A 19,786-nucleotide genomic window follows, 5' to 3' on the forward strand; every position below is an offset into this window, starting at 1 on the left:
ATGAACTATTTTTCAGCTTTTGTTGCATTTTCTGCAAGCCTTATTTTACTAACTTCTTGTAATTCATCTTCCGAATTAAAAAAAGATTTCACCTGTAAAAATGATGCTTTTTATCAGGAAAACACTCTTAAAGAACAAGAAGATTTCCGAAAATATTTTACAACCTACTTCCCTAAAAATTGGAAAGTAAATTTATATTACGACACTAAAAAAACATCTATTTATGCCGCAGATACCACTGTTAATTTAACAAAAACAACGCTTATCGATGTAACATTGGTACACAATACTGTTTATATTGATCAGACTTTTGCCCAAAAAATTACAGCAGACAACAAAAAAATGGGCTTAACAGAACTTAAAACAAAGCACTTACAATTATTTAAGAAACCTTCTTATTATAGTTATGCCCAAGGAAAAAAAGGCAAACATTCCTATCATATTTTAAATACCTTTACAAAAATAAACACCGATAATTTTTTACACGTTAAAACGGAAGTTTATGGCGATTCTTTGGTTACAGAACGCTTCTGCAAAGCCATCGAATTAATCGAAAAAATAAACCTAAATTAATATTTTTAGAACATCCAATAGAAAATAACATAAATAAAAACACAATGAACAAACAACATATTATCAATCGTTTTATCAAATACGCAACTATTGATACCGAAAGTAACCCTAACAATCCTGCGTTTCCAAGTTCTGAAAACCAATGGGATTTAGCAAAAGTTCTTGAAAAAGAGCTAAAAGAAATGGGAATGGAAGACGTTGAATTAGACGAAAACTGTTACCTAATGGCTACTTTACCTAGTAATTTAGACTACGAAGTGCCAACTATCGGTTTTGTTGCACATATTGATACCAGCCCAGATTTTACGGGTAAAAATGTAAAGCCTCAAATTCATGAGAATTACGACGGAAAAGACATTCTTTTAAATAAAGAAGAAAACATTGTGTTGTCTGCTGATTATTTTGAAGATTTATTACAATATAAAGGACAAACAATTATTACTACAGACGGTACCACGCTTTTAGGTGCCGACGATAAAGCAGGTGTTACCGAAATTGTTTCGGCAATGGAATACTTAATCCAAAATCCTGAAATTAAACACGGTAAAATTAGAGTTTGTTTTCCACCTGATGAAGAAGTTGGTAAAGGAGCGCATATGTTTGACGTAGAAAAGTTTGGGGCTAAGTGGGCATATACCATGGACGGAAGTCAAATTGGAGAGCTTGAATATGAAAACTTTAATGCTGCAGGTGCTAAGATTACTGTAAATGGTAAAATTGTACATCCTGGTTATGCCAAAGGAAAATTAATTAATTCAATGACTATTGCTAGCGAATTAATTAATAAGTTACCTAAAAATGAAGTTCCTGAAAAAACAACAGGGTATGAAGGATTTTTTCACTTACACCAACTAGAAGGTAAGGTTGAAAAAACTGTTTTACAGTACATTATTAGAGACCATGATATGGAATTATTTTTAGGTCGTAAGCAAGCTATGTTAAATTTAGTATCAGAAATGAATGCTGAATTAGGGCAGGATTTAATTGATATTGAAATTAAAGATCAATATTATAACATGAAGGAAAAAGTAACTCCTGTTATGCATATTGTTGATATTGCCGAAGAAGTTATGAACGATTTAGGTATTAAACCATTAATTAAAGCAATTAGAGGTGGTACTGATGGTTCTCAATTATCGTACAAAGGTTTACCATGCCCTAATATTTTTGCCGGTGGGCATAATTTTCACGGACGTTATGAATACGTACCTGTTGAAAGCATTTTAAAAGCAACCGAAGTAATTGTTGGTATTGCTCAAAAAGTAGCGGTTAAATTCAAATAAAAAATAGTTGAAATATTTTTAAAAACGCTGGCAATATTGCTAGCGTTTTTTTTATGCTTTTAATTAAAAATTATTTTTTTAAGAGCCTGTTTAAGTTTCATCTGAAAAAAATATAAGAAATCGAAATCACATACTGATTTGCCGTAGTTATTCACTTTTTATGCTGATTCTTGTCAATTCGAGTGATTTTAATGACTAAAAGAAATTAAAATTATATCGAGAATTTGAATTCTTTTATATTGATTAACTTGATAATAAGTAAGTTATCAACACCTTTTTTGAAGAAGAAAAATCACTCGAACTGACGACAGTTTCTTTAATTATTAAACAGGCTCTAACAAAATATATTCAGCTCAAAAACACATAAATTATAAATTTAGATAAAAAACATGTCGTTTGTAACAAAATTGTGTCGTTCATATCATTTTTTGATATAATTCATAAATAGGTAGTACTATTGTATCATATTAATGAAAAGTTCTGGGGGGGGGCTTCATCATTTAATAAAACAGGCTATCTCAAAAGGATAGCCTGTTTATCTTTTTAAGACAACTTATTTAAAAATAACACCCCCCTTTTAATAAATTTCATCTCCTTTTTTCTGTTATAAAAAATTTTCAGCAGATTTTTTTAAGAGCCTGTTTAAATTTTAAAGAAAGTTTTTTCAAAATAGCTAAACGTCATGCTGAATTTAATTCAGTATCGCATCAATAGGATAACTACGGCAAAATCAGCATGCGAAACTTAAACTAAATTCTCGTTAACCGATGCGATTTTTTACTTTTCGACTATCATTTTTTTTAGATAAAATTTAAACAGATTACGATACAAATTATTTTTTTACAAAAAAACGTGATTTGTCTATTTTTTACAATTAATTTTTTGAAGAAAATTCCTTTTCTACATTTGTCGGGTATAAAAACATTCCTAAAATAATACAAGTACAATGAATAGAGAAGCATTATTAAATTTAGCAAACAAATACGGTTCGCCGCTTTATGTATATGATACTGAAAAAATAATAAATCAGTATAAAAATATTACCACTGCTTTCTCTAAGGTTAAAAATTTAAAAATAAACTATGCCGTAAAAGCACTTTCTAACATCAATATTTTAAAGGTTTTTAAAACCTTAAATAGTGGTTTAGATACCGTTTCTATTCAAGAAGTAAAACTCGGTTTACTTGCAGGATTCGCTCCTAAAGATATTATTTATACACCAAATGGTGTTTCATTACAAGAAATTGAAGAAGTTTCAAAATTAGGAATTCAAATTAATATTGATAATTTATCTATCTTAGAATTGTTTGGGCAAAAACACCCAAAAACACCTGTTTGTATTCGTATAAATCCGCATATTATGGCAGGTGGAAATAGTAATATTTCTGTTGGGCATATTGATTCTAAGTTTGGAATTTCAATTCATCAAGTACCTCATATAAAAAGAGTTGTTGAAAATACAGGCATGCGTATTAACGGTATTCACATGCATACTGGTTCTGATATTTTAGATATCGATACTTTTATTAGAGCATCCGATATTTTATTTGATGTTGCTCGACAATTTAAAAACATTGATTTTATTGATTTTGGAAGCGGTTTTAAAGTTCCTTATAAAAAAGATGATATTTCTACTGATATTGTTGAATTAGGTGAAAAATTATCTGAAAGATTTAATCAATTCTGTAAAAACTATGGTAAAAATGTAACCCTAATGTTTGAGCCTGGGAAGTTTTTAGTAAGTGAATCAGGAAAATTTTTAGCAAAAGTAAATGTAATTAAACAAACTACATCAACTGTTTTTGCAGGTATTGATAGTGGAATGAATCATTTAATTCGTCCGATGCTTTACAATTCGTACCATAGTATTGAAAACTTATCTAATCCAAAAGGAAGAGAACGTTTTTATAGCATTGTCGGTTATATTTGTGAAACAGATACCTTCGGTTCTAACAGGCGTATTAATGAAATATCAGAAGAAGATATTTTATGTTTTAGCAATGCGGGCGCTTACTGCTACTCGATGGCATCAAATTACAATTCAAGGTTTAAGCCTGCCGAAGTAATGATTTACAAAACAAAAGATTACTTAATTAGAAAAAGAGAAACTATAGATGATATTCTTAGAAATCAAGAGAATATTAAAATTGATTAGTTTGATATAATTAACACGAATAAAAATACTTAAAACCTGAGCAATATTGTTCAGGTTTTTTTATGCTTTGTATTTAAGTAAACCTAAGACCTCACAGGTTTTAAAAACCTGTGAGGTCTATTTATTTCAGCATCGCATAAAGCGAAGAACTACGGCAAATCAGGATGAGAAACTGAAATAAATTCAGTTTGACGGATTCGATTTTTTTAGCTATAAAATGTTTTTAATTTAAACAGGTTCTTAAAAATATTAAATAAATACAAATTATAAAAAGAAACTAAAACCCCTAGCCCCGATTGAAGCGATTGTTTGAGCTCTTTTTTGTTTTTTTTAAACAAAAAAAGCGAGTGCGGAAAGCGGGAAATTGCTTCAAAAAAACAATCTAAAAGTTTGAAACAAAAAAATCCTACTCAAAAAAATGAGTAGGATTTTTATATAGTTTAATTTAAAATTCTTACTTTTCAGCAACAACCTCAAATACGATATCAGCAACAACAGCTCTGTGTAAACGTACAGCAGCGTTATATTTACCTAATCTTTTTACACTACCTCCAGTAACTTTGATAAATTTCTTATCAATTACAGTACCAGCTTTAGCTAATGCTTCAGCAACATTAATGTTGTTTACTGAACCAAATAACTTATCACCAGAACCTACTTTAGAAGTAATTTTGATTTCGTATCCTTTAACAGCTTCGGCAACCGCAGTTGCTTCTTCTACTAATTTAGCTTCTTTAAAAGCACGTTGCTTTAAGTTTTCAGCTAATACTTTTTTAGCTGAAGAAGTAGCTAATATTGCATATCCTTTAGGAATTAGGCTGTTACGACCATAACCATTCTTAACAGTTACAACATCGTCTTTAAAACCTAAATTTTCTACGTCTTGTCTTAGTATCAATTCCATGTTTCTACTTCTTTATTATTTTAATAAATCACCAACATATGGCATTAACGCTAAGTGACGAGATCTCTTGATAGCTTGAGCCACTTTACGTTGATACTTTAATGATGTTCCTGTTAAACGTCTTGGTAAAATTTTACCTTGTTCGTTTACTAAATACATTAAGAAGTCAGCATCTTTATAATCGATGTATTTAAAACCGTTCTTTTTAAAACGACAGTATTTTGCTTCTTTTTTTGTTTCAATATCAAGCGGAGTTAAGTAACGTACTTCACCTTGCTTGTTTCCTTTTGCCTGTTGATCTATAGTTGTTGACGCCATTTCTTACTTTTTTGCAGATTTAACACGTTCTCTTCTCTTTTCAGCCCACGCTTCAGCATGCTTATCTAACCTTACAGTTAAATAACGCATAACGCTATCGTCTCTTCTGAATTCTAATTCAAAAGCAGAGATTGCATCTCCAGCTACTTTGTAGTCTAATAAGTGGTAAAATCCACTTTTTTTCTTTTCAATTGGATACGCTAATTTTTTTAAGCCCCAATCTTCTTTAGAAATCATTTCTGCACCTTTAGAAAGTAAATAGTCCTCAAACTTCTTTACTGTCTCCTTTATCTGAGTTTCAGATAAAACGGGATTCAAAATGAAAACAGTTTCGTAATGATTCATAATTGAATTGTTTAAATTTTTATAAGTCTGCAAATCTACTGTTTTTTAATTGTTTTAACAAACAAATTCACAAAACTGTTTTTAAATACCTTACAACTTCAACGCTTTTTTACAAGAAGCTAACTGCTTGTCAAATAATTCTTTTGTAATTTCTGTATTATAAAAAGGAACGATTTCTTTTAATTTTTGCCTCGATTCTGGCGTATCTAACAATTCAGGAAAAGCTTTTTCTAGTACCTGCAACATAATTGCTGTTGCCGTAGATGCGCCTGGCGATGCACCTAATAAACACGTAATACTACCGTCTTTACTACTGATAACCTCTGTACCGAATTGCAATTTTCCGCCTTCAAATTCATCTTGTTTAATAATTTGAACTCTTTGCCCAGCAAGCACCACGTCCCAATCATCATTATTGGAATTTTTGATAAATTTACGCAGCGAATCCATTCGCTCATCTTTGCCCATCATTACCTGCTCAATTAAATATTTGGTCAGCGGTAAATTGTGCCAAAAAGCCCCCAACATTGGTGAAATATTATCAAATTGAACCGATTTAAACAAATCTAAATTAGAACCTTCTTTTAAAAATTTTGGGCTAAACCCTGCAAAAGGACCAAACATTAATTGTTTTTTACCATCAATATAACGGGTATCTAAATGCGGTGTTGACATTGGCGGATCACCAATATCAGCCTTACTATATACCTTTGCATCGTGCTGTTTAATTAGGTTTTCGTTATTACAAACCAACCACTCACCGCTTACAGGAAAACCGCCGTAGCCTTGCTTTTCATCAATTTCCACCTTTTGAAGCAATAACAAACTTCCACCGCCAGCACCAATAAATACGTGTTTTGCATCCATTTGATGCACCTGATCAGTTTTGGTATTTTTAACGGCAACCGTCCAATCTAAATCGGTATCAGGATCAACATCTAAAACCTCCATATTACAATGAACAGGCGTGTCAAATTCATCTTCTAAAATAGCAAAAAGCGACTTTGTTAAAACGCCATAATTCACTTCCGTTCCTCTGTCAATCCTTGAGGCTGCCATTGGTTCATCAGCAGTTCTGTCTTTCATTATTAAAGGAAACCAGGTTTTCATTTTGGCTTTATCTTGAGTAAAATCAATAGTATCAAACATAAAATGATTTTTAAAAGCCTGGTATCTTCGCTTTAAATAATCGCTGTTTTCAGCACCTGTAACCCAACTGTGATGCTTTACTGATGTTACAAAATCGGTCGGATTCTCTAAATATTTTTCAGTTACCAAATACGCCCACAACTGCTTTGATATTTCATATTGCGAACAAATTTTAACCGCTTTTTCTATCGAAATACTTTTATCATCATTTTCTGGGCAATAATTCAATTCACACAACGCCGAATGCCCCGTTCCTGCATTATTCCATGCCGCCGAACTCTCTTTAGCAACGCCATCTAAACGCTCTAAAATTAAAATTTTCATTTCAGGATTCAACAACTTTGCTAGCAGTGCTAAATTGGCGCTCATTACACCACCGCCTACACAAATTAAATCATATTCTTTTTCAATATCCTTAATATCCATGGAGTTTTCATTTAGGTTTTAGGTAAAAATAGTCTTTTTTTTTTGAAGCTATTTCCCGCTTTACGCACTCGCTTTTTTTATTTTTTAAAAGAAAAAACAAAAAAGAGCTCAAACAAACGCTTCAATCGGGGCTAGGGTTTTGAGTTTTTTTTGATAATATCACTCGAACTGACAGTTTATTTAATTTTTAAACAAGCTTAAAACATTTCGCTTTAAAACTTGCTCAGTAAAATTCTTTAGACTATTTTTATTATGAAACAGCGCTAATATAAAGAGGCAAGCATATGATGAGTTATAACGCAACGATAGAGGAAGAAAACAAAGAAATAGCCCACAGGTATAAAAATTTATTACAAGGAACCTATCAAACATTATCCGAAGAAGATAAAAAACTGATTCGTAAAGCTTTTGACATTGCTGTTGAAGCACATTCAAAACAACGTAGAAAAACAGGTGAACCTTATATTTACCATCCAATAGCGGTGGCTAAAATTGTAGCAGATGAAATTGGCTTAGGTGCTACTTCAATTGCAGCAGCGCTTCTTCATGATGTTGTAGAAGACACCCATTATACCATTGATGATATGGAACGTTTGTTTGGCGAAAACATCGCCCGTATTGTTAGCGGACTTACCAAAATATCTAATTTAAAAAAGGAACAAGATTATTCTATACAGGCGGAGAATTTTAGAAAAATGCTCCTTACTTTGCATGACGATGTACGTGTAATTTTAATCAAAATTGCCGATCGCCTGCACAATATGCAAACCATGGACGCAATGCCTGGTTATAAACAGGTTAAAATTGCTTCAGAAACCTTATATATTTATGCCCCTTTAGCGCATCGTTTAGGCTTGTATAATATTAAAACCGAACTAGAAGATTTAGGTTTAAAATATACCGAGCCTGAAATTTACAACAGTATTTTACTTAAAATTAAAGACAGCAAAGAAGAGCAACAAAAATATATTGATGCTTTTACAGGAACTTTAAAAGAGTCATTAAATAAAGAAGGTTTTAACTATACCATTAAAGGACGTTTTAAATCCATTTATTCTATCCGAAGAAAAATGCGAAAACAAAACGTAACTTTTGAAGAGGTCTATGATAAATTTGCGATTCGTATTATTTATGAGCCTACTTCTACGGATGAAAAATTTGATGCTTGGAAAATATATTCTATTGCCACTGATTTCTTTAAACCCAACCCTGCTCGTTTGCGCGATTGGATTTCGCAACCAAAATCAACAGGTTACGAAGCCCTTCATATTACCGTTATGGGACCGCAAGCAAGATGGGTAGAAGTGCAAATTCGCTCTCAAAGAATGGACGAAATTGCCGAAAAAGGATATGCAGCACATTTTAAATACAAGCAAGGTGCAGCAAAAGAAAATGGACTTGACGGATGGTTAAATCGTTTAAAAGAAACACTTGAAAATCAAAGTATTAACGCAGTCGATTTTGTAGAAGATTTTAAACTGAATTTATACGCCAAAGAAATATATGTTTTTACCCCAAAAGGTGATTTAAAATCATTGCCTAAAAAAGCATCCGCTTTAGATTTTGCCTTCGCCGTACATACCGATGTTGGTTTAAAATGCCGTGGCGCAAAAGTAAACGGAAAATTAGTTCCTTTAAGCCACACTCTTAGAAGTGGTGATCAGGTAGAGGTTCAAACCGCTACCAATAATAAACCCAATGTGCGCTGGTTAGACTTTGTAATTACCGCTAGAGCACGTACTAAAATTAAATCGGCATTAAAAGCCGAAGAAAAAATTATTGCCGAAGAAGGAAAAGCAATTTTATTTAGAAAATTACGTCATTTAAAACTAGGGTCTGGCGAAAAAATAATTAACGAACTTGCTAATTATTTCGAATTAAAAACAAGCTTCGATTTATTTTTTAGAGTGGGTAACGGCGCTATTGATAACGCAAAATTAAAAGAATTTGTTGCGCAAAGAAGTGGGCTTATTATGGGCTTTATTAAAAATACTTTTCGCCGTGCTCCTACTAAAGATATTTCAGAAAAAGAAGAAGTTAACCATAAATATGACGCGCTTGTATTTGGTAAAGACGAACAAACTCTTGATTATACCTTAGCGAAATGTTGCACCCCTATTGCTGGCGATAAAGTTTTTGCCTTTACAACAATAAATGAAGGGCTTAAAATTCATAAAAACAACTGCCCAAACGCCATTTCTTTACAATCGAATTACGCATACCGAATTATGTCGGCAAAATGGATTGATTCAACTAAAGAAGAATTTACCGCTATTTTACACCTATCAGGAATTGATAATAAAGGAATCATAAACGATATTACCCGTATTATTTCTAATAGTATGGATGTTTTTATACATAGCATTAATTTTACTGGATCTGAAGGTGTTTTTGATGGGAAAATTTCGTTAAGTATCAAGAATAAAGTACAGTTAAATAAAATAATTGACGCGATGAAAAAAATAGAAGGGGTACAAAAAGTAGCACGTGTTAACACATTATAGTATCATTTTTAAGATACTGCTTTTTTTATCAATAAATAACTGTAAATTTGTCCGTCCGTAAATTTTTAAAATATAATGAGTAGTTCAATCGAAAATCAAGAAGTTGTAAAAAAAGTTTTCACTACTTTTTTAGAAGAAAACAAGCATCGTAAAACACCAGAGCGTTACGCTATTTTACAAGAAATATATGTTGCGGAAGAACATTTTGATATAGAGTCACTTTATATCAAAATGAAAAATAAAAATTATCGTGTAAGTAGAGCTACGCTTTACAATACGATAGATTTACTTTTAGACTGTGGATTGGTTCGTAAACATCAGTTTGATGGGCAATCAATGGCACGTTATGAAAAAAGTTACTTCGATAAAAACCACGATCATTTAATTATGACCGATTCTGGCGAAGTAAAAGAATTTTGTGACCCCCGAATTCAAGTAATCAAAAAAACAATAGAAGAAGTTTTTGATATTGATATTCACAACCACTCTCTTTATTTCTACGGAACAAAAAGAAAAAAACAATAACAACACAAATACACTTAATAACACACTAAATGGCAGTAGATTTATTACTCGGATTACAATGGGGAGACGAGGGAAAAGGTAAAATCGTAGATGTTTTAACAAGAGATTACGATATTATTGCAAGATTTCAAGGAGGACCAAATGCAGGACATACCTTAATCTTTGACGGTAACAAACATGTTTTACACACAATTCCTTCAGGGATTTTTCATAAAACCGCTTTAAACGTAGTAGGTAACGGTGTTGTAATTGACCCTGTTATCTTTAAAAAAGAATTAGAAAATTTAGACGTACATAACATCGATTATACCTCTAAATTATTAATTTCTAGAAAAGCACACTTAATTTTACCTACCCACAGATTATTAGACGCAGCGTCTGAAACATCTAAAGGAAAAGCGAAAATTGGTTCTACTTTAAAAGGAATTGGTCCTACTTACATGGACAAAACCGGTAGAAACGGAATGCGTGTTGGTGATTTAGAGTTAGATAACTGGAAAGATAAGTACAGAGCTTTAACCAAAAAGCATTTAAGTATGCTTAGCTTTTTTGATGTTCAAGTAGAATATGATTTAGACGAATTAGAAGCTGAATTTGACTTAGGTATTGAAAAATTAAGAACATTACAGTTTATTGATTCTGAAGAGTATTTAAACAGTGCAATTAAAGCTGGAAAAACAATTTTAGCTGAAGGAGCGCAAGGTTCTTTATTAGATATTGACTTTGGAACGTATCCGTTTGTAACATCTTCTAATACAACTGCCGCTGGTGCTTGTACTGGTTTAGGAATTGCTCCTAACAGAATTGGAGATGTGTTCGGAATATTCAAAGCCTACACAACTCGTGTTGGTTCGGGTCCTTTTCCTACTGAATTATTCGATGAAGATGGTGCTGAAATGGCTAAAGTTGGGCATGAATTTGGCGCTACAACTGGTCGTGCAAGACGCTGCGGATGGTTAGATTTAGTTGCTTTAAAATATGCAGTTGATGTAAACGGAGTTACCAAGTTAATGATGATGAAAGGAGATGTTCTTTCAGGATTTGATACTTTAAAAATCTGTACTTCTTACAATTATAAAGGTGAAGAAATTACACATTTACCTTACAATATTGAACCTGAAAATGTAACTGTAAACTATACAGAATTCAAAGGATGGGAAGATGATTTAACAAAAATGACAACGGCTGATCAGTTACCTAAAAACTTATTAGACTATGTTGCTTTTATTGAAAAAGAAACAGGTGTTCCTGTAACAATTGTATCTGTAGGTCCAGACAGAATGCAAACAATTAATAGATAAATTTATTTCTATTTTATATAAAAAGCCTTCATTTTTAATGAAGGCTTTTTTGTTTTTATTTATTGAAACTTATTTTTCTGATAAAATTTCTTGCCCAAATTTATGACACAATGCTAATGTTTCTTCTACATCATCAATGGTGGTTTTTGGGTTGATTAAACACATTCTTAAAACTACTTGTTTGTTCAAAATAGTGGTTACTAAAAATGCTTCTTTAGAATCCATTACTTTTTTAGAAATTTGATTGTTTAACACATCAATTTCTTTTTCTGATAAATTTGCTCCAATCGGATTATATCTAAAATTAATAATCGCTAAAGTTGCTGGCGAAACAATTTCCCAATCCCTACTTTTACGCAACACTTTTTCAACCCTATCGGCTAAATCAATATTATAGGTTACCGCTTTTTTAAACGTATCTAATCCGTATGTTTTTATCGACATATAAAATTTTAATGCTCTAAAACGACGGGTTAATTGAATTCCATAATCATAAAAATTAATTTCAGATTCATTTCCTTCAATATCACGTAAATATTCTGGTTTTTCGCTAAAAGTACCGCTTAACCAAGAAGAATCTTTCACCAATAAACAGCCTATTTCATAAGGTTGATAAAACCATTTATGCGGGTCAACGGTTAACGAATCCGCTCTTTGAATTCCTCGCAATGCTTTTGCTCCTTTTTCAGATAAAATAGCAGCGCCACCATAGGCTCCATCAATATGAAACCACAAATTTTCAGCTTCACAAATATCAGCGATATCATCTAAAGGATCAACAGTTCCTGTGTTTGTTGTTCCTGCGGATGCAATAAAACAAAAAGGCTGTAACCCTTCTAAACGATCTTTAGCAATGGCATTTTTTAATTTATTGATACTTATTCTAAATTCAATATCGGTAGGTAAAATACGTATTTGTTCTTTTTTAAAACCTAAAACACGAATTGCTTTAATATTTGAAGAATGCGCTTGATCAGACAGATAAATGATTGCTTTCGAAAAATCATCGCCACATTTTATACGTCTAGCTGTTGCTAATGCCGTTAAATTTGCCATAGAACCACCACTTGTAAAAATACCACCACCTTTTTCAACAGGAAAATCGTACATTTTTAACAACCAGTTCATCGTTACAATTTCTAATTCTGCAGCCGCAGGAGAAACTACCCAACCTCCTGAAAAAATATTAAAACCAGTAGCCAAACTATCTGCCATGGTGCTAATAAAATTACTTGGTCCTGGCACAAATGAATAGGCTTTAGGATGCGAAATAACCGTGCTATTCGGTATTACATTATCAATTACAAAGTCTAAAACTTCTGTTGGATTCATGCCTTTTTCAGGAACTTGCTCTAAAAACAAATCGTCCATTTCTTGACGTGTTGCCGAGGTTACAGGTTTTTTATTCTCTAAAGTATCCCAATGTTCAGCAATTAGATCTACTATCTTATAACCATAAGATTTCATTTCTTCTAAGGATAAATCAAAATGGGCGCTCATAAATGTATATTTTTTATTATTTCCGCAAAATTAACCTTTAAATAGAAGCTTGCTCAGTTTTTTTTCGAATAATTTTATTCCATAATTTTATTGATTTATTAAGAAATATAGCGCCTTGTTTTCATTATTTTTGCTATCTAAAATCGTATTCATTTGAAAAAGTTATTTCTTTTCAGTTTTTTAATTATATCAATAGCTAGTTTTTCTCAAGCAAAAAAAATCAAGATACTTTCTACACAGTTAAGTACCACCGATCAAGAAAAATATCCTGATGCCACCATTCTTATAGGTAATGTAAAAATGGCACACGAAGGAGCTACCCTCGAATGTAAAAGAGCCTTACTTTATCAAAAAGAAAATATTTTTAAAGCCTTAGGAGAAGTTGTTATTGAACAAGGCGATAGTATTATTCAATACAGTGATTTTGTACTTTATAACGGAAACACTAAAAAAGCAACCTCTTGGGGAAATGTTGAAATTAACGATAAAGAAATGAAGCTAAGTACCGATACACTTCATTTTGATAGAAAAAATCAACTTTTATATTATCCTAGCGGAGGTACAATTCGCGACAAAAAAAACGTACTAAAAAGCATCCGAGGAACGTATTTTTTAAAAGAAAAAAAGTTTACCGCCAAATCAAAAGTTAGCGTTGTAAACCCTCAAAATAAGCTAGAATCTGAGCATCTAGATTATTATACCAACTCACATTTAGCCTATTTATACGGTAAGAGCACCATTACAAATTTAAAAGATAGCACCAAAGTTTATTGTGAACGTGGTTTTTACAACACCAATACTGATGTGGCTTATTTTGTAAAAAATGCCAAGCTATTTTTAAAAGAACGCACCATTTCTGCCGATAGTTTATACTATGATAAACGCCAAGGTTTCGCTTCTGCAACAAATAATATCAAGGTAATTGACACAGTTCAAAAAATGGTAACCAAAGGTAATTATGCCGAATTATATGAAAAAAAAGATTCGCTTTTTATTATTGATAAAGCCGTAGCTATTACCGCTATTGATAAAGACTCAATGTATGTTGCTGGTGATAAAATTTTATTAACAGGTAAAACTAATAAAAGAATTATTCGAATTTTTAACAATGTCAAAATTTTCAAATCAGACTTGCAAGGAAAATGTGATTCTATTCATACAAGCCAAGTTTCAGGGCTTACCAGAATGTTTAAAAACCCTATTATTTGGTCTGGAAAAAATCAAATTACAGGCGATAGTATTCAGTTAAAAAACAATACTGTCACCAATAAATTAGATTCTTTGAAAGTTTTAAAAAATGCTTTTATGATTCAAAAAGACTCGCTATCTGAAGATGATTTTAATCAGATAAAAGGACGAAATATTTACGGTAAATTTGAAAAAAGCAAGTTAAAAACCATGCTTGTAAAAGGAAATGCCGAATCGTTGTATTATAACAGAAACGAAAATACCAAAAAATTAGAAACCGTTACCAAAGAAATTGCCAGCGATATTGAATTTACCTTTGCTGAAAATGAAATTATAGAAACGAAATATTTTAAATTATCCGAAGGAAAAACATTTCCTCCCTCTGAATTCCCATCCGAAGAAAAAAAATTCAGAGGCTTTATTTGGCGTGGCGACGAACAACCTTTAAGCGTTGATGATCTTTTCAAAAAAGATAAAAAACCCTTGACTTCTATAAAAAAAATCATCAAAAATGATACCGCTGTAAAAAAGGTGAAAAAACAGTATTTAAAAGCACAATTCAAAAAAAGTGCGCCTAGAAAACAACTTTTAAGAAAAATTAAATAGCCGTATAAAGATGAAAACCGATTTTTTAAAATACCAAGGACAAACAACACCACATCCTTTAGCTATTGAAATTTCTCACGCAAAAGGAAGCTATATTTACGATAAAAAGGGCAAAAAAATGCTCGATTTCGTAGCTGGAGTTTCGGCAAATAGCCTCGGGCATAATCATCCAAAAGTTACCCAAGCTATTAAAAAACAGCTCGATTCTTATACCCACGTTATGGTTTATGGTGAGTTTATTCAGCAACCACAATTAGATTTATGCAAGACTTTGGCAAAAACATTGCCTGAAAATTTATCGTCAGTGTACTTGGTAAATTCAGGAACAGAAGCAACCGAAGGTGCTTTAAAATTAGTAAAACGCTTTACAGCAAGGGCTGAAATTATTGCCGCTAAAAACGGGTATCACGGAAACACCCAAGGCGCAATGAGCGTTTGTGGAGCCGAAGCTCAAAATAGAGCATTTCGTCCTTTAATTCCTGGTGTAAAGTTTATCGAATTTAATAATGAAATCGACTTAGAAAAAATTACCACAAAAACAGCAGGCGTTATTTTAGAAACCATCCAAGGTGGAGCTGGTTTTATCGAACCTAAAAATGATTATTTATCAAAAGTAAAAAAACGCTGTGAAGAAGTTGGCGCTTTATTAATTTTAGATGAAATTCAAACTGGTGTTGGGCGTACGGGTAAATTTTGGGGATTTGAAAATTACAATGTTATTCCTGATATTATTATTACAGGAAAAGGCTTAGGCGGCGGTATGCCAATTGGTGCGTTTATTGCTTCTTTTGATGTAATGAATTGCTTAAAAGAAAACCCTAAATTAGGGCATATTACTACTTTTGGCGGGCATCCTGTAATTGCCAGTGCTGCTTTGGCAACTGTTGACGAAATTACATCGTCAAATCTTATTAAAGAATCCCTACGAAAAGAAGCGATTATTAGAGATAAATTTAAAAACCATAAGGCTGTAAAAGAAATTCGAGGAAGAGGTTTAATGCTTGCTTTAATAGTAGAATCGCCTGAAGTAGCATCAAAAATAATTTTAAATTCTTTAGATAAAGGGCTGATTTTATTCTGGTTACTTTTTGAAGGAAGTGCTATAAGAATCACGCCTCCATTAACTATTTCAGATGATGAAATTAAAGAAGGATGTGATTTAATTTTAAACGAATTGAATCTTTTTATATAATATTACTTACATCTCTAGATGCTAAAAAAATGATACACCTATCTCTCTTTAAAATAAATTTTTAATTCTAAAGGTACTGAGTCTTGTTTAAAATTTTTATGTGTACTCCAATTGAAACTTTCTTGTTTAGATTCAATAAATATTCTAGCTATTTTATTTGGAATTAGATATAATCCTTCAGGGTGTTTACCTTTTATAGGCGATGTGTTTATCTTGAGTTTTGAGTCAGGATTAATAATAAGTTCTTCATAAATTTTTTGAGTAATATAAAATCGAGTTGAAGAATATTCATTTCATAGTTTTTTAATTCCTTTAAAATAGTTCATCATTACATACTGTTTTCATCAAAATAGTAATAATTATACTTAACAAAAAAACCGCAATTTTTTTTCGTCAAAATAGATTTAAAAAAATCTAAAAAGACCAAGAAATTGCGGCTTTATATTTTGATGAAAAATATTTTAAACCAAAAACTCAAATAAATTAGGTTTATCATTTAAATATTCTCCATAGAAATTAAGCGCTTTCATTCTTGCAATTAAAGGCGCTAAATCTTCTTTTTTTACCAATTCAATTCCAACCACGGCTGGGGCATTTTCTTTACTCGATTTTTTGGAATATTCGAAAAAAGTAATGTCATCATTTTTACCTAAAACATCCATTAAAAAATCTTTTAACGCGCCTGCTCTTTGCGGAAATCGGATGATAAAATAATGTTTTAATTCGCTATATAATAAGGCACGTTCTTTAATTTCGGCAGTTCTAGCAATATCGTTATTACTTCCGCTAATTACACAAACAACGTTTTTACCTTTAATTTCTTCGGCAAAAAAATCTAATGCTGTTATGGTTAACGCTCCTGCAGGTTCTACCACAATGGCTTCTCTGTTGTATAAATCTAAAATTGTTTGACACACTTTTCCTTCAGGAACGGTTATCATATCGTATAAATTTTCTTTACAGATATCGAAGGTTAAATTTCCTACTTGTTGTACTGCCGCGCCATCGATAAACTTATCAATTTTAGCTAATTTTATGTTTTTATTTGCCTCAATCGAAGTTTTCATAGATGCTGCTCCTGCTGGTTCTACGCCGATAACTTTGGTTGTTGGTGACAATAATTTAAAAATACTCGACACCCCAGAAGCCAAGCCTCCACCGCCTACGGGAACAAATACGTAATCAATAATTTCTTTAGATTGCTCGATAATTTCTAAACCAACGGTTGCCTGTCCTTCAATAATTTTTTGATCATCAAAAGGATGCACAAATGTTTTTTCTAAAGTATCGCAAATATTTTTTGCATATTTATAAGCATCGTCAAATGTATCGCCCGATAATTGAATATCAACATAATCGCCACCAAACATTTTTACCTGCGCTACTTTTTGCTTTGGCGTAGGTGCTGGCATTACAATTGTACCGTGAATTTGAAGTTTTTTACACGCAAAAGCAACCCCTTGCGCATGGTTTCCAGCACTTGCACAAACAATTCCGTTTGCTCGTTGGGCTTGTGTTACCGAGTTCATTTTATTGTAAGCGCCTCTAATTTTGTACGATCTTACTTGTTGTAAATCTTCTCTTTTTAAGAAGATATTTGCGTTATATTTTTCGGAATAAATATAATTATTTAATAGCGGAGTTTCTATAGCCACACCTTTTAGTGTAGCTACAGCCTCTCTTACCGCTTTTATTGTTGGTGAATATATGGTTTGTGTTTGCATATTTTTAATGAAAAACTACGGCTTCTTTTTCTTGTTCTTGAGTTATTGTTTTCATTGCCGTCATTGACGCTCTTAGTGTTTTACCAATTGCTTCAATCGGGTGGTTTTGAATTGCCGTATTTACAGCGATTAACGCTAAATTATCTACTTCGTTCGAATTTGTCGCTGAATTTTTAAACGCTTTACCGATAATATTGGTATCAACAGTTTTCATAAAATCAACTAATAATGGTTTTGCGGCGTGGTCAAATAAATAACAACCATATTCAGCAGTATCAGAAATAATACGGTTCATTTCGTATAATTTTTTTCTAGCAACCGTGTTTGCAATTAAAGGCAATTCATGTAACGATTCATAATATGCCGATTCTGCTTTAATTCCTGATGCTACCATGTTGTCGTAAGCCAACTCTACCCCTGCTCTTACAAAGGCAACCATTAAAGTTCCGTGGTCAAAAAATTCTTGATCGCTAATTTCTGCGGATGTAGCTGCTGTTTTTTCAAAAGATGTTTCACCAGTTTCAGCTCTCCAAGACAATAAATTTACATCGTCATTTGCCCAGTCTTCCATCATTGTTTTAGAAAAATGCCCCGACATAATATCGTCCATATGCTTTACAAACAACGGTGCCATAATTGTTTTTAACTCTTCTGAAATTTCAAAAGCTTTAATTTTTGCAGGATTCGATAAACGATCCATCATGTTGGTAATTCCTCCATGTTTTAGAGCTTCGGTAATCACTTCCCAACCGTATTGAATTAATTTAGAGGCGTATGTAGGTTCGATTCCTTTTTCAATCATGCTATCAAAAGATAAAATAGAAGCCGTTTGTAACACCCCACATAAAATGGTTTGTTCGCCCATTAAATCTGACTTTACCTCCGCTACAAATGACGACTCTAAAACTCCTGCTTTATGTCCTCCCGTTGCCACTGCGTAGGCTTTTGCTTGTGCCCATCCTTTATTTTCAGGGTCATTTTCTGGGTGAACTGCAATTAACGTTGGTACTCCAAAACCTCGTTTATATTCTTCTCTTACTTCTGTTCCAGGGCATTTTGGAGCGACCATAATCACGGTTAAATCTTCACGGACTTGCATTCCTTCTTCTACGATATTAAAACCGTGCGAATACGATAAGGTAGCACCTTTTTTCATCAAAGGCATTACCGTATTTACAACTCTTGTGTGCTGTTTATCAGGTGTTAAATTTAAGACTAAATCGGCAGTAGGAATTAAGGCTTCAAAAGTATCTACCGTAAAATTATTTTCAGAGGCATTTTTAAAAGAAGCTCTTTTTTCTTGAATTGCGGCGCTACGTAACGCGTAAGAAACATCCAAACCTGAATCTCTCATGTTTAACCCTTGGTTTAACCCCTGCGCTCCACAACCGATAATAACTACTTTTTTTCCTTCTAATGCTTTTACACCCTCAGAAAATTCTGAAGCTTCCATAAATCTGCATTTTGCTAATTGTTCTAATTTTCCTGCTAACGATAATGTATTGAAATAATTTGTTGCCATTTTTATAGTTGTTTGGTGTTGTTATTTTATGAATTAATCTACTAATAAACTTGAAATTCTCATTTCATCCTTGGTAATTGCAATACGCCCTGAACGTACAAATTGCATAATTCCATGTTTATCTAAAGTATGATATAAGGCTTCAATTTCTTCTTTTGTCCCTGATTTTTCAAGCACAAAAAAATCTTTATTAATATTGATAACTCTCGATTGACTACTATTTATGATTGTTTGAATTTCATTATTTTCAAGCAACGATTTAGAGCTTAATTTAAACAGACAAGATTCTTGATAAATCGTATTTTCATCGGTATGATAATACGCTTTAATAACCTCAACTTGTTTTTCAATTTGCCCGATAATTTTTTTAATTTGTTCTTCGGATACTTTTACAAGCAGTGTAATTCTTGAAACACTTTTTATTTCTGATTTAGAAATATTCATGCTTTCAATATTGATATTTCGTCTTAAAAAGACTCCTGAAATTCTATTCAACAATCCTACATTATTTTCTGTATAAACAGAAACGGTATATGTTTGTTTATTTTCCATGTTTTCTATAATTACGATA

General features: G+C 32.2%; 16 protein-coding genes. 8 read left to right on the forward strand and 8 right to left on the reverse strand.

What is annotated here, in order from left to right; genetic code table 11:
* From AQ1689_RS09035 to lysA, 3 genes are all read left to right on the forward strand, one after another.
* Positions 1–573, forward strand: coding sequence for a hypothetical protein (locus AQ1689_RS09035; protein ID WP_145993749.1), 573 nt, complete (start codon positions 1–3; stop codon positions 571–573).
* A 44-nt stretch (positions 574–617) separates the two neighbouring features.
* Positions 618–1,856: a peptidase T gene (gene pepT, locus AQ1689_RS09040; protein ID WP_101955880.1), complete on the forward strand. Its 1,239-nt coding sequence runs from the start codon at positions 618–620 to the stop codon at positions 1,854–1,856.
* A gap of 946 nt (positions 1,857–2,802) precedes the next feature.
* Positions 2,803–4,011, forward strand: a complete 1,209-nt coding sequence (lysA, locus tag AQ1689_RS09045; RefSeq protein ID WP_101955881.1) for a diaminopimelate decarboxylase — start codon at positions 2,803–2,805, stop codon at positions 4,009–4,011.
* Positions 4,012–4,465: 454 nt separating this feature from the next.
* Here the strand turns inward: lysA and rplI are convergent, their stop codons facing one another.
* From rplI to mqo, 4 genes are all read right to left on the reverse strand, one after another.
* Positions 4,466–4,915, reverse strand: coding sequence for a 50S ribosomal protein L9 (gene rplI / locus AQ1689_RS09050; RefSeq protein ID WP_101915713.1), 450 nt, complete (start codon positions 4,913–4,915; stop codon positions 4,466–4,468).
* A 15-nt stretch (positions 4,916–4,930) separates the two neighbouring features.
* Positions 4,931–5,233, reverse strand: coding sequence for a 30S ribosomal protein S18 (gene rpsR, locus AQ1689_RS09055; RefSeq protein WP_101915712.1), 303 nt, complete (start codon positions 5,231–5,233; stop codon positions 4,931–4,933).
* Between the two features lie 3 nt (positions 5,234–5,236).
* On the reverse strand, positions 5,237–5,578 hold the full coding sequence (rpsF, locus tag AQ1689_RS09060; protein ID WP_101915711.1) for a 30S ribosomal protein S6: 342 nt from the start codon (positions 5,576–5,578) through the stop codon (positions 5,237–5,239).
* Positions 5,579–5,668: 90 nt separating this feature from the next.
* Complete coding sequence (gene mqo / locus AQ1689_RS09065; RefSeq protein ID WP_180947564.1) at positions 5,669–7,153, reverse strand: malate dehydrogenase (quinone); 1,485 nt, start codon at positions 7,151–7,153, stop codon at positions 5,669–5,671.
* A gap of 287 nt (positions 7,154–7,440) precedes the next feature.
* Between mqo and AQ1689_RS09070 the strand changes: the two genes are divergently transcribed.
* The 3 genes from AQ1689_RS09070 to AQ1689_RS09080 all read left to right on the forward strand — a co-directional run bounded on the left by AQ1689_RS09070 (position 7,441) and on the right by AQ1689_RS09080 (position 11,483).
* Positions 7,441–9,657: a RelA/SpoT family protein gene (locus AQ1689_RS09070; RefSeq protein WP_101955902.1), complete on the forward strand. Its 2,217-nt coding sequence runs from the start codon at positions 7,441–7,443 to the stop codon at positions 9,655–9,657.
* 75 nt (positions 9,658–9,732) lie between these two features.
* Positions 9,733–10,182, forward strand: coding sequence for a Fur family transcriptional regulator (locus tag AQ1689_RS09075; RefSeq protein ID WP_101915709.1), 450 nt, complete (start codon positions 9,733–9,735; stop codon positions 10,180–10,182).
* A 29-nt stretch (positions 10,183–10,211) separates the two neighbouring features.
* The gene (locus AQ1689_RS09080; RefSeq protein ID WP_058884946.1) at positions 10,212–11,483 is read left to right on the forward strand and encodes an adenylosuccinate synthase; all 1,272 of its coding nucleotides are present in this window, start codon (positions 10,212–10,214) and stop codon (positions 11,481–11,483) included.
* 69 nt (positions 11,484–11,552) lie between these two features.
* On the opposite strand, the gene AQ1689_RS09085 is transcribed toward AQ1689_RS09080, so the two are convergent.
* Positions 11,553–12,983 (reverse strand): pyridoxal phosphate-dependent decarboxylase family protein, encoded by a 1,431-nt coding sequence (locus tag AQ1689_RS09085; RefSeq protein WP_058884945.1) that lies wholly within the window; start codon positions 12,981–12,983, stop codon positions 11,553–11,555.
* 153 nt (positions 12,984–13,136) lie between these two features.
* Here AQ1689_RS09085 and AQ1689_RS09090 point away from each other — a divergent pair, with 153 nt between their 5' ends.
* Both AQ1689_RS09090 and AQ1689_RS09095 read left to right on the forward strand, forming a co-directional pair.
* Positions 13,137–14,777 carry an OstA-like protein gene (locus AQ1689_RS09090; RefSeq protein ID WP_145993750.1) on the forward strand — a complete coding sequence of 547 codons (1,641 nt, stop codon included), beginning with the start codon at positions 13,137–13,139 and terminating at the stop codon, positions 14,775–14,777.
* A gap of 10 nt (positions 14,778–14,787) precedes the next feature.
* Positions 14,788–15,969: an aspartate aminotransferase family protein gene (locus AQ1689_RS09095; RefSeq protein ID WP_101955882.1), complete on the forward strand. Its 1,182-nt coding sequence runs from the start codon at positions 14,788–14,790 to the stop codon at positions 15,967–15,969.
* Between the two features lie 461 nt (positions 15,970–16,430).
* On the opposite strand, the gene ilvA is transcribed toward AQ1689_RS09095, so the two are convergent.
* From ilvA to ilvN, 3 genes are read right to left on the reverse strand one after another with little or no spacing between them, the layout of a single operon-like run.
* Positions 16,431–17,693, reverse strand: a complete 1,263-nt coding sequence (gene ilvA / locus AQ1689_RS09100) for a threonine ammonia-lyase IlvA (RefSeq protein ID WP_101955883.1) — start codon at positions 17,691–17,693, stop codon at positions 16,431–16,433.
* Positions 17,694–17,697: 4 nt separating this feature from the next.
* Positions 17,698–19,215 (reverse strand): ketol-acid reductoisomerase, encoded by a 1,518-nt coding sequence (gene ilvC / locus AQ1689_RS09105; protein ID WP_101915706.1) that lies wholly within the window; start codon positions 19,213–19,215, stop codon positions 17,698–17,700.
* A gap of 33 nt (positions 19,216–19,248) precedes the next feature.
* On the reverse strand, positions 19,249–19,767 hold the full coding sequence (gene ilvN, locus AQ1689_RS09110) for an acetolactate synthase small subunit (RefSeq protein ID WP_101955884.1): 519 nt from the start codon (positions 19,765–19,767) through the stop codon (positions 19,249–19,251).
* Between the last annotated feature and the right edge of the window lie 19 nt (positions 19,768–19,786).

The organism is Tenacibaculum finnmarkense (genome assembly GCF_900239185.1).
In the GTDB taxonomy this organism is placed as follows: domain Bacteria; phylum Bacteroidota; class Bacteroidia; order Flavobacteriales; family Flavobacteriaceae; genus Polaribacter; species Polaribacter finnmarkensis.